The 15,142-nt window shown below is 33.6% G+C and carries 11 protein-coding genes, 1 tRNA gene and 1 riboswitch; of the genes, 6 read left to right on the top strand and 6 right to left on the bottom strand.

Annotation, left to right across the window (positions count from 1 at the left end):
• Positions 1–168 precede the first annotated feature (168 nt).
• Together LOK78_RS02040 and LOK78_RS02035 are read right to left on the bottom strand one after the other, a co-directional pair.
• On the bottom strand, positions 169–741 hold the full coding sequence (locus LOK78_RS02040; protein ID WP_232633337.1) for a hypothetical protein: 573 nt from the start codon (positions 739–741) through the stop codon (positions 169–171).
• A gap of 239 nt (positions 742–980) precedes the next feature.
• Positions 981–2,636, bottom strand: coding sequence for a sodium/sugar symporter (locus tag LOK78_RS02035; protein ID WP_166957864.1), 1,656 nt, complete (start codon positions 2,634–2,636; stop codon positions 981–983).
• A gap of 491 nt (positions 2,637–3,127) precedes the next feature.
• Between LOK78_RS02035 and LOK78_RS02030 the strand changes: the two genes are divergently transcribed.
• A tRNA-Arg gene (locus LOK78_RS02030) sits at positions 3,128–3,199 on the top strand.
• A 67-nt stretch (positions 3,200–3,266) separates the two neighbouring features.
• Here LOK78_RS02030 and LOK78_RS02025 read toward each other — a convergent pair.
• The gene (locus tag LOK78_RS02025) at positions 3,267–3,893 is read right to left on the bottom strand and encodes a M23 family metallopeptidase (RefSeq protein ID WP_232633336.1); all 627 of its coding nucleotides are present in this window, start codon (positions 3,891–3,893) and stop codon (positions 3,267–3,269) included.
• A 374-nt stretch (positions 3,894–4,267) separates the two neighbouring features.
• Between LOK78_RS02025 and LOK78_RS02020 the strand changes: the two genes are divergently transcribed.
• The 3 genes from LOK78_RS02020 to LOK78_RS02010 all read left to right on the top strand — a co-directional run bounded on the left by LOK78_RS02020 (position 4,268) and on the right by LOK78_RS02010 (position 9,182).
• Positions 4,268–6,457, top strand: a complete 2,190-nt coding sequence (locus LOK78_RS02020) for an McrB family protein (RefSeq protein WP_232633335.1) — start codon at positions 4,268–4,270, stop codon at positions 6,455–6,457.
• Positions 6,441–7,793 carry an McrC family protein gene (locus LOK78_RS02015; protein WP_232633334.1) on the top strand — a complete coding sequence of 451 codons (1,353 nt, stop codon included), beginning with the start codon at positions 6,441–6,443 and terminating at the stop codon, positions 7,791–7,793. Before LOK78_RS02020 ends, LOK78_RS02015 begins: the two co-directional genes overlap by 17 nt.
• Before the next feature lie 114 nt (positions 7,794–7,907).
• Entirely contained in the window at positions 7,908–9,182 is a 1,275-nt protein-coding gene (locus LOK78_RS02010) for a hypothetical protein (RefSeq protein WP_232633333.1), read from the top strand.
• A gap of 349 nt (positions 9,183–9,531) precedes the next feature.
• On the opposite strand, the gene LOK78_RS02005 is transcribed toward LOK78_RS02010, so the two are convergent.
• The 3 genes from LOK78_RS02005 to LOK78_RS01995 form a co-directional block, all read right to left on the bottom strand.
• Positions 9,532–10,083, bottom strand: a complete 552-nt coding sequence (locus LOK78_RS02005; RefSeq protein WP_232633332.1) for a hypothetical protein — start codon at positions 10,081–10,083, stop codon at positions 9,532–9,534.
• Between the two features lie 432 nt (positions 10,084–10,515).
• A riboswitch (SAM-I-IV-variant riboswitch) is annotated at positions 10,516–10,607 on the bottom strand.
• Positions 10,608–10,671: 64 nt separating this feature from the next.
• Entirely contained in the window at positions 10,672–11,568 is an 897-nt protein-coding gene (locus LOK78_RS02000) for a hypothetical protein (RefSeq protein WP_232633331.1), read from the bottom strand.
• 2 nt (positions 11,569–11,570) lie between these two features.
• On the bottom strand, positions 11,571–11,840 hold the full coding sequence (locus LOK78_RS01995; RefSeq protein ID WP_232633330.1) for a helix-turn-helix domain-containing protein: 270 nt from the start codon (positions 11,838–11,840) through the stop codon (positions 11,571–11,573).
• Positions 11,841–12,319: 479 nt separating this feature from the next.
• Here LOK78_RS01995 and LOK78_RS01990 point away from each other — a divergent pair, with 479 nt between their 5' ends.
• Both LOK78_RS01990 and LOK78_RS01985 read left to right on the top strand, forming a co-directional pair.
• A complete protein-coding gene (locus LOK78_RS01990; RefSeq protein WP_232633329.1) occupies positions 12,320–13,927 on the top strand; it encodes a class I SAM-dependent DNA methyltransferase in 1,608 nt (535 codons plus the stop codon).
• The gene (locus LOK78_RS01985; RefSeq protein ID WP_232633328.1) at positions 13,924–15,129 is read left to right on the top strand and encodes a restriction endonuclease subunit S; all 1,206 of its coding nucleotides are present in this window, start codon (positions 13,924–13,926) and stop codon (positions 15,127–15,129) included. Before LOK78_RS01990 ends, LOK78_RS01985 begins: the two co-directional genes overlap by 4 nt.
• Positions 15,130–15,142 lie beyond the last annotated feature (13 nt).

Below are 15,142 nucleotides of genomic sequence, written 5' to 3'. Positions count from 1 at the left end.
AAATAATACGTGACCAAGCCAATGAAAAAGTCCCATTGGACCCCAGAATGGAAGATCTTGTTGCGCCATTGGTATTACCTGGGAAATTGATTTTTGATGCGAGTAGGATGATTTATGGTGGGTTTAAGTCTTTGATCCAATCCTTAGAAGATCATTAAAACAAGCTTGTTATTTGATTTTCCGGAGGATCTTTTTTAGGGCGCTTACCATTAAACCATTAGTGCTTTTTACTATAGTTAAGTCATTATTGTCCTTTTCATCTAAGGTAACTTGCCCTAAGACTTTCCTCGAGTAGATGGTTTCCAAAGTATTCAAATCGTAAACTTGTAGTATGGTATAGGCTCTATTCTTGCTTTTTCCATAGGGTTTGCCAATTTTAAAACTGCCTATGTCATCTTCAATACTTTTACTTTCAATATTGATCACATAGTCAAAATGGGTTATTTTTTTAAAGTTTTCGAGGCGAAGGGTATCCGGGTTAATTGGTAAATGTGGTAAAGCATAAGGAAGGCTATCGGCAACAACGAGGTGACTTCCTAATTGGTTGTAAAAGAATTTATAGGCTATTTTAGTTTGTTTTCTCTGAATGCTGTAAGGCACATTCGGATCATTAAGTAGCCATTTACCCTCTCTGTAGTCTATTCCGTAAGGTGTGGATTCCAAGTCATGTATATAGGTAGCCGTATGGCAAGAGGAGACTATCAGTAGGATGAAATATATGAGGTTTATTGACTTTTTCATTTCATTTATATGATTACATAAATATATGTTTTTGTAGCTAGCAATTAAATATGTTTCTTAAATCAAAGTTGAAGTTTAGTGACTTTTTCCCTACCACTTAATTCCAGTATTTAATATTTAAATTGATTCAATTATCAAGATATTTGGTCTTTTAAGGGTAAATTAAAAATGTGCTATTAAAAGGAAAGCCCAAGAGTTAATACTTGGGCTTTTGAGTTTATTATAATTAGAAATAAATTTTATTTCCAGAAATAGGCATATAGGGCCACTAGCACCAACATAACGGCAAAGGCACTAATATTGAATAAAGGAGATGTTTTAAATAACTCTTTATTAAGTTTGATGCCCTTAGGATCATTTTGTCCTTTGTTCTGTAACATACTAATGACAATGATTACGATAGCTGTCAATAAAAAGGTGATTCCCATTTGATCCATAAACGGAAGGTCAACAAAAATGGAACTGTCAGACCAGCCTTTAGGTGCAACTTTAAAATACATAGCAATAGGAATAGAAACTAAAGCCCCTACTATAGCCGCTTGATTGGTTGTTTTTTTCCAGAATAATCCTAAAATGAACACCGCCAAAATACCAGGACTCACAACTCCCGTATATTCTTGGATAAATTGGAAGGCTTGGTCTATACCACCTAATAATGGTGCCATAATACCTCCAATAACCAAGGCTACTGCAGCAGATATTCTACCAACGGTTACCAAGGAAGTTCCACTGGCATTTTTATTGATATAAGGCTTGTAGATGTCCATTGTGAAAATGGTTGAGGTAGAATTCAACATAGATGCCAAAGATGAAACAATGGCTGCAGCCAAAGCTGCAAACGCTACACCTTTAAGTCCTACAGGTAAGAACTGCAACAACCATGGATATGCTTTGTCTGCTTGGTCTAATGAAGGAATATTATGTTGAGCCATGGTTCCCAATTTGGCCATGATTTCTGGGTCATTAACCATTACATAAGCTGCAATACCAGGAATCACAACAATTAATGGGATGATTAATTTAAGGAAGGCTGCCAATACGATTCCTTTTTGAGATTCTCTCAATGATTTTGCAGCAAGAGTTCTTTGGATGATGTATTGGTTGAATCCCCAATAATATAAATTGGCAATCCACATTCCACCAATCAAGACCCCAATTCCAGGTAGATCTTTATAATACGGATTGCTTTTATCTAAGATCATGGCAAATCTTTCGGGCGCACGATCAAAAATAGTTTCAAATCCTGCAACAACACCTTCCCCTCCAGATACGGTATTAAGAGCTAGATATGTTGTAACTAGTCCTCCCAAAACTAAGAAGACCACTTGAATCACATCAGTCCAAGCTACAGCTGAAAGACCACCATAAAGCGAATAGGCTGCAGCAAATAAGCCAAGACCTATAACTCCATACATCATAGGGATTCCCATAATAGTCTCAAGCGCCAAAGCTCCTAAATATAGTACAGAAGCTAGGTTTACAAATACGTAAAGGGCTATCCAAAAGATAGCTAAAATGGTTTTTAAGTTGGTAGAATAGCGCTGTTCAACAAATTCAGGAATGGTATAAATTCCTTTTTCAATAAAAATGGGAAGAAAGTATTTTCCAACAATTATTAAGGTCAAGGCGGCCATCCATTCATAGGAAGCTATCGCTAATCCTACGGCAAAACCAGACCCAGACATCCCAATAAACTGTTCCGCAGAGATGTTTGCTGCGATTAGGGAAGCTCCAATAGCCCACCAAGGCAGTGATCGGCCTGCTAAAAAGTAATCTTCGGTACTCTTGGATTCTCCTTTTTTGCGTCTGGAAACCCAAAGGCCTACTCCTAAAATCAGTACGGCGTAGGCGATAAATACTGCGTAATCTAAAAATTCAAAGTGCGTAGTGTTCATCTGTTTTTAATTAATTAAAATGGTTTAGAAAAAGTTTTCCAATGCAATGAACCTAGTGGAAATGGGTAGCTGCCCCAAGTGTTGCATATGTTTTATAATTTGTAAATGTATGTTATTGTAATTAATTGATAAAATATCATGAGGCATTATTGTTGAAAAATAGAGGATTTTAGCACTTTAGTTATTAGGAATTTCAAATGTAGATTTTATTAAACCAGTTTTAATACTCAAAGGTCATAGGAAATCTCGATTTTGTTTTAAAAGCATTTCTACCAGGAGGTAAATAGTGGAAGTTTGAAATTGGTTTATTTAATATTTAGAAGTATATTTGTTATTCAATTGGTTGACGAAAATATTCCAATATAAAGAAGTTGTGTTGTTTATCCCGTCTAAGATGGGGTAAAAGGTTGGAGAGTTTGTAATGAGCTCAACGCCAATGGAAAGCTTTCCTTTTCTTCTCTTAGAGAGAATTGGGATGCTTTTTTGTTTTCGGCCTCATAGTTCAAGGGATAGAATAAAAGTTTCCTAAACTTTAGATCCAGGTTCGAGTCCTGGTGGGGCTACAAATAAAAAACATAAGACACTGTAAAACAAATATATATGTTTTAGGTTTTTAAAAATGCGGCGTTTTTAGTGTCGTTTTCTGTTTTCTTCTATAAATTTAGTTGGGTCTAAATAACCATCAGTGTTAATTGAGTATCCACTACCAATGGGCATTCCAACACGGTTTCTAATTTCCAAATGAAGATGGGCATAATATGCTCCGTCATTATTACCTATGGTTCCTATTAATTTCCCTTTGTCGCAATAATCACCAACCTTTACTAATCTTTCCTGACAATGAGCATAAACAGATTCAACCTGTTTGTCATCATCAATAAAATGAACAATTCTTATAACATTGCCCCAGCCACCACCAATGTTTTCAGAAAAAACCACATATCCATTTGCTATTGAGTAAATAGGGTCTCCCAAATCAGTGTTTCCATATTTATTACCATTCCAATCATCCCCAAGGTGATTATTTTTAGTAAATTTTTGAGCATTGTAATAACCTTTTGCATCTGGTTTTCCTACAGGAAAGTCAAATCCATTTGTATATTTAAGATTGGTTTGACTGCCTCTTAAAGAATCAATATTGTGGTAAGCGCTATCCTTTTTTTTATTATTACAACCTAATACTATAAGGTAAGACAATAAGAGGAGGAGTTTATTTGGCTTTCCTAACAGTTTTCTCGAAAAGAATAAATTCATCATTCTATTTTTAACATGCTGAATATACATAAAATGATTGTTCATTTGTAAGGGGGGGGTGATGGAAAAATGAATTAAGGGGGTGAGGGTTTTAATTGGGTACTCTTGGGTTAGAAATATTTACAGCATTTTTTTGACAAAGTCCGCATTCTAAACTACCGTGGTTTGCTTAAACTCGGTTGGTACGCTACTAGCGTTCCTAATGTATCACTGTAGGAGACGCTTAGGTGTTTTTTTACATCGTTAATAAGAACCCTTTATGAGCCCAAAAAACTCCTAATATCCCGAGGGTAATTGTGATAAAGGATTATATTTAGGCACATGCAACAAATTGTCGCTAATGCAAAAGAGCGGTAGTGCAAAATTGAAAAATCGAAATGGAAATAAAAAAGGTAACAGTACAAGACCAAGAATATTTGTGTGACATTGATTTGACTGTCGAAGACTGGAAAGGAATTCTTCAGGATGAAAACTTTGGAAAGTATATTGACACCCTGATTAAATTTCATTCAGAACCTAATCACAAATCAACATGCAAAGCACTTGGAGACAAATACAATGTTTCCCCTCAATCATTTAACGGAATAATAACAAATTTTGCAAAAGCAGTTCAGAAAAAATTAAACCGATTTGACATAATTGGTACGGATGGAAAACCTACGTATTGGATAATCCCAATGAAAGGGAAACATGTAGGAGGATACTTTGAATGGACAATACGACCTGAATTAGTGCAGGCAATGGACGAATTGAATATAAAAGTAAAACACTTGTTGCAAAAAATATATGATACAGCAATTGAAAATAGACACTGGGTATTTTTTGATTGGTTTCCATCATACAAAAAGTCAGTACAAGAATATAAAGAACAAGCTATTAATAATAATTGGACAAATTCTGTATTTCAAAAATTAGTTAAAGACACAACTAAAAATGGTATATCAGATTTACAACAAGGTAACTTTACTTGGGAAGAATTTGAGAAAATTAAAAACAACTGGTCTGAAATACAACCTGTAATAAAGGATATTGCAGAAAAAAATCAAATAAGTAAAACTCAATATAAGGAAATAGTCAGTTTTTTGGGAAAACAAACTACTGGTAATCGACCTTCTGGAACAAATAGAGTTGTTGCCGCATTTCTTCCAAACATTGTAACAACAGTAGTAAATTACAGATACTTAAGAGAGGTGATTGCCAAACTAAAGAATCGATTTCATGACTACCCAAAAATCCAAGAAGAATGGTTAACTGACAACTTTAATTTTATTGAATATTGTAATTCAAATGTTGACTTTAAAGACTCTTGGCACAGTTCTGTATTTGCATGGTATTTAAAAGAATACTTTGAAAATGAGAGATTATTAATTCAAAAAAACGAAGCTTCTATGCAAAAATATATTGACTTGCTTTTGAACAATAAGAATTTAATTCTTACAGGAGCACCAGGAACAGGTAAAACGTATCTAGCAAAAGAAATTGCAAAAGCATTAAATGCAGAAACTGAATTTGTTCAATTTCATCCATCTTATGATTATACCGATTTTGTTGAAGGATTAAGACCGACATCGCCTGATGAAAACGGGAATATAGGCTTTGGTAGAAAAGATGGAGCCTTCAAAGAGTTTTGTCGTAAAGCATTAAAAGCAAACACGACAAATGAAGTTGATAATTTTGAGGAATCATGGGATAATTTACTTGTTTTAGTAAAAAATAATCTAGCAAATAGTCAGTTAACAAAAATAGGTTCTTGGGAATATAGCCTTTCAACAAAGGATTCTCTGAAATATTCGTCTTTAAATACTCCCTCGCAATATAATTTCACTATTACTAAACAGAATGTTTATGATGCATATCAAAATAAAAAAGCAAGACCGTCTGGAGCTTTTCAAAGAGATATGGAGGAGGTTGTTGAATACATGAAAGAAAACTTTCAGTTAAAGGATTATCAACAAGGAGCAATATTAGAAGGGACAGAAAACAATATCTTCGTGTTCATAATTGATGAGATTAATCGAGCTGAAATTTCAAAAGTGTTTGGCGAACTGTTTTTCTCAATAGATGCAGGTTATAGAGGTGAAAAAGGACGAGTAAAAACTCAATATACAAACCTTCAAGATGATGGTGATGTTTTTAAAGAAGGATTTTATATTCCAGAAAATGTTTACATCATTGGTACGATGAATGACATTGACCGCAGTGTCGAATCATTCGATTTTGCAATGCGCAGACGATTTGCTTGGAAAGAAATAAAAGCAATTGATAGAGTTTCAATGTGGGATGGTGCAATTGACGATTGGAAAGACGAAGCTTCGAATAGAATGAAGTCTTTAAATTCAAAAATTGAGGCAATTCAGGGATTGGGTTCTGCTTTTCATATTGGCCCAGCTTACTTTTTAAAACTTAAAAATTATAATGGAAATTTTGACCAGCTTTGGGAAAATCATTTAGAAGGTGTATTGTTTGAATATTTAAGAGGGTTTCCTGACAGTGATTTACGTCTAAATGAATTAAAAACTGCTTACGAAGTTATCATAGAATCCCAAAGTAATGTTGAGAACGACTGATAATAATTGCGGAAAGGAAATTGAAAAAGATTTTTTGCCTGACCTTAATTTAATTGCAAATAAAAAAATTAGCGATTTAATTTTGGAGGATAATCCAAATCTGCTAGTATTTCCAAACGATTTAAACCAAACAAGCGACAAGATAAGTGAAGAGTACATTTTTTCACTGCATGGGTCTATTCTGACAACTGGAAATATTATGGGTTTTGTTGGAATAAATAACAGTGAAATTACAATTCATTCCAGATTTTCAAAAAACAATAATGACTACTTTTTGCATTATATGCTTCAAAAGGTATTTTCGATTAACCTTTTTGATTTGAAACATGGGATAAACAATGAATCAATATTTGATTTTCTGTTATATATGTTTCCATTCTATTTGAAAAAGGCGTTAAGACAAGGTTTATATAAAGAGTATCACAAACAAAATTATAATGATTCAAATGTCAGAGGAACAATTGACATTAATAGACATTTAAGACAGAATATTCCTTTTATTGGAAATATTGCTTATCGAGTTCGTGAACACAGTTTTGACAATAAAATCACACAACTTATAAGACATACGATTGAATTTATTCAACAGCATGAACATGCGCAAGGTGTTTTAAATCTTGATTCAGAAACACAAAGTTGTGTAAACCAAATTTTTCAAGTTACACCTAGTTATGAATATGGGCAGAGAATTTCTATCATTAATAAAAACCTAAAACCTTTTTCACATCCATATTTTTTTGAATATAAAGCATTAAAAAAGATTTGTATGCAAATTTTGAGATATGAGGGTTTGAAATATGGTAAGGAAAAAGATAAAGTATATGGTTTACTCTTTGATGGAGCATGGTTATGGGAAGAGTATCTTAATACATTTTTAAATAAGTGCGGATTTAACCATCCACAAAATAAAAGTTCAAAAGGAGCAATTTATCTATTCACAAACTTGATAGGTAAAAGATTCCCAGACTTTTGGAAAGAGAATTTCATACTTGATGCAAAATACAAACGGTTGGCTGGGAAAAAAGCTGAAAATATAGACCGAAATGATATGAACCAAATAATTTCATACATGTATGTTAAAATGGCTCAAATAGGCGGATTTATTTGTCCTTCCGACAATGATGAATTTAGAGCAGAGGAAACAAATATTGGACAATTGAATGGATACGGTGGAGAAGTAAATATTTGGACGCTTTCTATACCTCAGCAACCTGAAAACTTTTCAGACTTTTGTACAAGAATGAAAGAAAACGAAAAATTAATGATTGATATAATTGAACGACAGGAAGATAAGGCACTAGCGACAACAAGCGGTCATAAAACATTGCGCGGATAGTGCTAAATTTGAACAATATAACATTTAATCAACAGGTTAGCGAGCTGATAGGTTTGTGCTCCGAAATGCGCAACGTTTCATCTCGCAGGCCGTTAGCAAACATTAAAAAACACTATGACAGCAGTAATCGGTATATTAAATAAACACGGAGTCACAATGGCTGCTGATAGTGCAGTTACAGTAACAGGAGGTAATCAGAAAAAAATCTACAATACAGCTAACAAGCTATTTACATTATCAAAACATCATCCAATAGGCATTATGATATATAGTTCCTCTACTTTTATGTCGACACCTTGGGAAATTATCATCAAACTTTATAGAAAGGAACTTAAAGACAAAAGTTTTGATACAGTTGTAGAATACAAGGATGATTTTTTAAAATTCTTAAAAGGCAAAGATTTTTATACTACACCCGAACATCAATTATTAAACTTAAAACAATTTCTCTATTGGCAATTAGATATTCTAAAAGGCAGAATGATAGAAAAGTTATCTGATGATAAAACTGAGGAAGAACTATCAGTAGAATTCCAAGAAATCATTTTAGAGGATTTACAAAATAATATCGATTCATATAATGGAGCTACGAACATTCTAAATGATTTTGCTGATTATTCCTTAGAGAACTTTAAAGAGTATGCAGAGGAAGGCATTAAAGAAGTAACCGATACAATATTTGACGGAATTGAAATCAATGATGATATTTTTAATGCAATTGTAGAATTATATTATAACCATTTAAAAACAACAAACTTTATCGGAATTACAACAGGTATTGTTTTTGGTGGTTATGGAGAAAAGGAAATTTATCCTTCAATGGTCTCAATTCAAATCGCAGAAGCCCTTGATAACCGATTACGATATTACGATTTTGACAGCTGTGAAATTTCCGATAACAATAACGGAGCAATAATGCCTTATGCACAAACTGATGTTATAAATATGTTTATAAAAGGTATTGACCCAGAAATTGACTACACTTACATTACTGTATTCAAAAAACTGCTCGCGGACTACACAAATATAATCGTAGGTATATTAAATGGGGAGAATGACGAATTAGCTCAAAAAATTAATGGTTTCGACTTGTCAATTCTTACAACCGAATTTGAAAAACAATTAAATCAGTTAAAAAGAGAAAAACAAGTTTCGCCAACTCTTGACACAGTTGCGATACTCTCTAAAGAAGACTTGGCTGAAATGGCGGAAAGTTTGATTTATTTAACGTACTTAAAAAGAAGAATTTCCTCAACTGAAGAAAGTGTAGGTGGACCAATTGATGTTGCCATCATAAGTAAGGGAGACGGCTTTATTTGGAAAAAAAGAAAACATTACTTTGAAGAAAGTTTGAACAAACATTTTATGGCTAACTATTTTAACAATTAAAACAATGCTTACGAAATTAAAGAAAGAGTTAACTGCGAAAGAAACTCTAATAAAGAAAGAAAAGAAAACAGAATTGAAAATTGAAAATTCAATGGACTATGAAACTATATCCGATATTATAACAGAAAGGTTGATGGATAAAGTTAAGAAAAATGTTTGCTAACAATGGCTATTCGTAATTGCTTGTTCTCGCCCACTTCTGAAAATCCTCGCGGATTTTCCTCTGGTTCGTTCCATTTTTGTTAAGCTAGTTGCTTAATCACGTAACTATCCTTACACGAACCGTTGGCAAACATTTTGGAACGGGCTGAAAATTTAAGGTTACAGAATCAATCAATGGTTCTTGATTTTACTTAAAACTTCTGAGTAAATTGATTCTATCATCAACTGTTTCGCACTCAATCAACATTAAGAGCTTTTTTGATAAATGAGCTTGATTTAATTTATGTAAAGAAATTAGCCTATTAGAATTACCGTAAATATTAATATGTTGCCATAAGGTAGTTTTTCGTTGATTTAAATTAATTTCGACTTTAGCCAAATCATCCCATTTAATTATTATGTCGTTTTTTGGAAAATGATTTCCTTTCCATAAAATAAATGCAACTTCATCATCCTCAAATTCTCGTCGTTCTTTATGCCAGGGATAAATTAACTTTTTCATTGCATCATTTGCTGTTGCGTTAGCGGAATTTCGGTATAAAAAATTTTGCAATTCTAATGGGTCATTTTCTAACACCCATTGTATTGTTTTTTCTTTTTTAAAATATTTGTTAAATGGATTTAAAGGAGTGTAAATATCTTCAAGCACATATACTTTCTTTTTCTTAGCTTGAAATCCCCAACCACTTGGATTTTTTTCAGTAGTAGAAACTGTTAATATTGGAATGTCATCATTCATAAGATTTCATACTATTTCTAAATTTCATTCTAATGTACTTAATAAACTTATAACGGATATGATAAAAGTAAAAAACGATCTGCCAACAACGTGTCCTATGAAAAGCACTAAAGCTAACTTAAGATGTATAACCGCAATAATTGAACAAGGAGGATGATAGAAAAAAGAACTTATTAGGGGAATGTTTAATTATATATCCTTCGTTTGCAAATATTTATAACATTTTTTATAAAAACAGAATCTAAATTCTTAGTAAATGTATTAATTGAGAGTTTATATGTTGTAATTGTTGTGAATTTGCAATACATGTTACGTTGGCGTGATATTATTCGCTGGTCAACCCAAATTATAAGGTTATATGGTTAGGTTTTAATATGAAAGGGTTTATTGGAATTAGCTCTAAGTAAAGAGCATCAGGAATTCTAAAAGGATAATTGGCATTTTTTTTGACAAAGTCCGCATTCTAAACCACCGTGGTTTGCTTAAACTCGGTTGGTACGCTACTAGCGTTCCTGATGCAATACGATTTTAAATTACTTTGTTGTAATATGTCTTATAGTTGACATTATAATACAAACCAGTATATTGTTAGGATTTTATATCCATTAAAAAAAGATATTTGGTTATTATATCATCTCTTAAAACACAATGAGTTTTATTTAGATGATACTTCTTTATAAGTTTTTTTAATTCCCTAAGGGTTTCTTTCTTCTCTTGGGTTCCAATGCGGCTCCAATGGTTTGGGTTAATGCAATAATCGAACAAAATCCTTTGGTCAATCCTAATATCCTCTGGAGCCTTAAGTGAATCTACAATCGTTAACTTATTTAAGTGGGTTAAAAACGCTTCAAACAAGCTTTTAAAAGCGTAATTCCCTAACTGATTTAGATTAATAATCCCTAATCTATTTAAGTATCTTGAGGCTATTATTTTCAGTTCAACTCGTAATAGATTTCTATCTAAAATTGAATATTGTTTTCCCTTGTCATAGATTTTAATTTTATAATCGGTTCTTTCGAATTCTTTATAACTCCCATTTCCTTTATAGTTATGTTTTCGGTTGTGGTCTTTTAGGTCAAACATGAGTATATGCTCATCTAATAAAAGCTTTGGGTTTTTACTTACTGTAATATTAAACCCGAATTCCAAGTTGGTGATTTTAGTTTCCTTTTTGTCTAGTTGTAACTTTTCGCAAAGGTCATCTATTGCAAGCTTGAACTGTTTAAAACTAAAGTCATTGTAGTTTTGATTCCCTAAACCCTTCATTAAATTGTAGTACTTATGAATACTTCCTTTTACAATCGCGGCCTTTTTGGTAATCCTAATTTCCATATTTTGGAGTCGGCCAACCTTTGGGTAGTCATTTGCTTCTCCTGTTTGTCTGTCAAAAGTTGACCGTAAACTTATGAGTTCATTTTTTTCGATACTTTCCTCAAACCTCAATTTGTCTATGGTAGATATTTTGAACTTTATATTGTCTATCATGACTAATCGTTTTTTAAGTTGTTAATGATTTCAGATTTTTTGTAATATACCCTTCTGCCTAAATATCTAGGGGTTAGTACGCCTGCCTTAGTCCAGTTGTTAAGAGTAGGTAGGGACACCTTTAGAAATTTGGCGGTTTCTTCCCTTGTTAGAAGCTTTTCGGGTTCTTGAATACGGTTGTCTACTATGTTGCTTATAATCTCATTAAATTTGAGGCAAAGCTTCGCTATGAACTCTTCTGGAGAAGAGCCTTCAAATAATATTCTTTCCATTGTTATATTGGTTTAAGAGGTTTAAATTGTTATTGGAATTTTTCCTAAATGTTATTGCTGAAATTCTAAAGACGTCTGTGATTTCTAGTTGCAATATTGAAGTTTATTTTTGCAAATGGAAGAATTTTAACATATTGATTATCAGTGGTTTAAATTATCTAATTTTGAAATTATTAAAGTGCGTAACTAGCTGAAAAACAGCTCTTTAATAACTACTTTACATTAGCTTATTTATGTTTAAGGTGAATTAGCTAATCCTTTTAACATTTGAGTAAAAAACAGGATGATTTTCACCCTAAAAAAGACATCACAAAAGCTTAATTTTTGGTCATTTTCTTCTAGTTTGGGGTTTCGGGTCTTAAAAAGTAGAAAATTAACAGCTTCATTTTAACCGATAATTCATGAGGAAAACCATAGTTTTTTTCCTTCTCAATTTTGTAAATTAGCCCGTAACGATAAAAAAAGACTAACCTAAATTAATGAGTGCAGAACAACTTAAAGCTCTTGAAGACCGATTATGGAAAGCGGCAGACGATTTAAGAGCCAACAGTAAGCTTACAGCTACCGAATATTCCTTCCCAGTATTGGGACTTATTTTTTTAAGACATGCCCATAGCCGATTCATCAAGGCAAAAGACGAGATAGAAAAAACCTTACCCGTTCATCCTACCAGAGGGGTGAGACCTATTACCAAAAATGACTTCCTAAACGCCAAAGCCATTTTCCTTCCCGAGGATGCCAGATGGGATACTATAAAAGACCTTCCTGATAGCGAAGACTTAGGTGAGTATATCAATGAGGCAATGCGTAACATTGAAAGCGAGTATGAGGATTTAATAGGGGTGTTACCTAAAACCTATAACCTATTTGAAAAAGACTTATTACAACGCCTTATACGCATATTTAATGACGAAGCTCTTGATGATATGTCAGGAGATGCTTTTGGGCAGATATACGAATATTTCCTAAACAAGTTCGCCCAGAGTGGTGCCCAGGAAGGTGGCGAGTTCTTCACGCCTCCATCATTGGTAAAGACCATAGTTAATATTATAGAGCCTAACCATGGCACTGTGCTAGACCCAGCTGTAGGTAGTGCAGGTATGTTTGTACAGACTGCCCATTTTGTTGAAGAGGAAGGATTTGAAGCTGCTAGTAAGGTAACATTCTACGGACAGGAAAAAACGGATACCAACACCAAACTGGCAAAGATGAACATGGCAGTGCATGGGCTAGATGGTGATATTGTACAAGGAAACTCCTTTTATGAGGACAAACACGAACTGGTAGGCAAATGCGACTTTGTCATGGCTAATCCTCCGTTCAATGTGGATGGAGTGGATAAAAGTAAAGACAGCGTTAAGAACGACCCACGATTACCATTTGGATTGCCCAATAATGACAATGCCAACTATTTATGGATACAATACTTCTACAGCTATTTAAATGAGACTGGACGAGCAGGTTTTGTAATGGCATCCTCTGCTTCTGATGCGGGACATAGTGAGAAGCTAATACGTAAGCAGCTGTTGGAAACTGGAGCTGTTGATGTAATGGTATCTATAGGCAACAAGTTTTTCTATACGGTATCATTGCCTTGTACTCTTTGGTTTTTTGACCGAGCTAAAGAACAGGATGAAAACAGAAAAGACCAGACTTTAATGCTGGACTTACGAAATATCTATAGAAAAGTATCCTCCAGGATACATGATTTTACAGAGGAAAATCTGGAAAGCATACACGCCATTGTAAACTTGTATAGAGGCGATAATAGCTTGTTTAAGGAGTTGGTTGACAAGTACACCCAAGAAGGCAAAACCAAAGCCTTAGAGTGGCTCACCAACCATTTTCCTAATGGGGAGTATGTAGATGTAGCAGGACTGTGTAAAGTAGTATCTCGAGCTGAAATAGAAACCAATGATTACAGCTTAACTCCAGGACGTTATGTGGGTGTAGCAGACCAGCTGGATGAGGATTTTGATTATGAGACGGAGATGGGGATTATTAAAGAAGAGTTACAAGTTTTAAATGAAGAAGCCAACAGATTGGCTGAACAGATACAAACCAATTTAGAAGAGCTAGGGTTGTGAGTTGGGACAGATTAAAATTTGAAGAATTATATTTAGTTCCTAGCAGAAATGGATTAACAAAACCTAGCAGGATAAGAGGGAAAGGTTTTAAGTTTATTAATATGGGAGAACTTTTTGCATATGATAGAATTAAAAATCCTGATATGGCTCTGGTACCGCTAACTGATAAGGAAAAGATGACTCATTCAATAGAAGAGAATGATTTACTTTTTGCAAGACAGTCGATTGTTTTGTCTGGAGCAGGGAAATGTTCAATCGTGAAGGAAGTTGATGAATTAACTGTTTATGATTCACATATTATAAGAGTACGTTTAAACGGTGAGTTGTGTAATCCTGATTTTTATTTCTATTATTTTAAGACACCTTATTGTAACATAAAAAGTTTGGTTCAACAGGGAGTTCAGGCAGGCATAAGAGGGAAGGAGCTTGCGAAACTTGAAATTGATTATCCACCAATCTCGACCCAAAAACGCATTGCAGATATTTTAAGTGCTTATGATGATTTAATAGAAAACAACCTTAAGCGTATCAAGCTTCTGGAACAGGCTGCACAAAACATTTATAAAGAGTGGTTTGTAAACCTGCGTTTTCCTGGTCATGAAACCACATCTATAAATGAGGAAACAGGATTGCCTGAGGGGTGGGAAGAACAAACCGCTTTTGATTTATTTGATATTAAGGGAGGTTCCCAACCCCCCAAATCTAAGTGGTCGGATGAATTAAAAGAGGGTTATGTTAGAATGGTTCAAATTCGGGATTACAAAACTGACACATACATCGCTTATGTTAAGGATACAAATAAACTGAGAAAATGTAATAAAGTGGATGTCATGATAGCAAGATATGGTGCCTCAGTAGGAAGAATTTGTTGGGGAATAGAAGGTGCATATAATGTGGCATTAGCTAAAATAATTCCTTATGATAAAGCATATTTAGAATATATAAGATGGTATGTTAAATCATATTACTTTCAAGAAAGTCTTGTTAGTATGACACAGCGTGCTGCCCAGGATGGATTTAATAAGGACACTTTTAAATCTTTGGATGTTATTATTCCTCCTAAAGAGATAGTTCAAAAATTTGGGGATATAGTTTACCCAATGCTAAAACAGATGTTGCTATTAGAAGAGCAAAACCAAAAACTAAAAGCAGCCAGAGATATCTTGTTGCCCCGTTTAATGAATAGAACTATAGAAGTTTAATAATAAATATAAA

The organism is Mangrovimonas futianensis (assembly GCF_021245805.1).
GTDB lineage: Bacteria > Bacteroidota > Bacteroidia > Flavobacteriales > Flavobacteriaceae > Mangrovimonas > Mangrovimonas futianensis.
The sequence above is the reverse complement of the archived record's forward strand: the minus strand, read 5'-3'. Positions and strand labels throughout refer to the sequence as shown.

What these genes read in the sequence shown, in the direction of transcription:
- LOK78_RS01990 (WP_232633329.1), top strand. Translation starts at nt 12,320, where the DNA reads ATGAGTGCAGAACAACTTAAAGCTCTTGAAGACCGATTATGGAAAGCG.
- LOK78_RS02035 (WP_166957864.1), bottom strand. Translation starts at nt 2,636, where the DNA reads ATGAACACTACGCACTTTGAATTTTTAGATTACGCAGTATTTATCGCC.
- LOK78_RS02040 (WP_232633337.1), bottom strand. Translation starts at nt 741, where the DNA reads ATGAAAAAGTCAATAAACCTCATATATTTCATCCTACTGATAGTCTCC.
- LOK78_RS02020 (WP_232633335.1), top strand. Translation starts at nt 4,268, where the DNA reads ATGGAAATAAAAAAGGTAACAGTACAAGACCAAGAATATTTGTGTGAC.
- LOK78_RS02010 (WP_232633333.1), top strand. Translation starts at nt 7,908, where the DNA reads ATGACAGCAGTAATCGGTATATTAAATAAACACGGAGTCACAATGGCT.
- LOK78_RS02025 (WP_232633336.1), bottom strand. Translation starts at nt 3,893, where the DNA reads ATGATGAATTTATTCTTTTCGAGAAAACTGTTAGGAAAGCCAAATAAA.
- LOK78_RS02005 (WP_232633332.1), bottom strand. Translation starts at nt 10,083, where the DNA reads ATGAATGATGACATTCCAATATTAACAGTTTCTACTACTGAAAAAAAT.
- LOK78_RS02000 (WP_232633331.1), bottom strand. Translation starts at nt 11,568, where the DNA reads ATGATAGACAATATAAAGTTCAAAATATCTACCATAGACAAATTGAGG.
- LOK78_RS01995 (WP_232633330.1), bottom strand. Translation starts at nt 11,840, where the DNA reads ATGGAAAGAATATTATTTGAAGGCTCTTCTCCAGAAGAGTTCATAGCG.
- LOK78_RS02015 (WP_232633334.1), top strand. Translation starts at nt 6,441, where the DNA reads ATGTTGAGAACGACTGATAATAATTGCGGAAAGGAAATTGAAAAAGAT.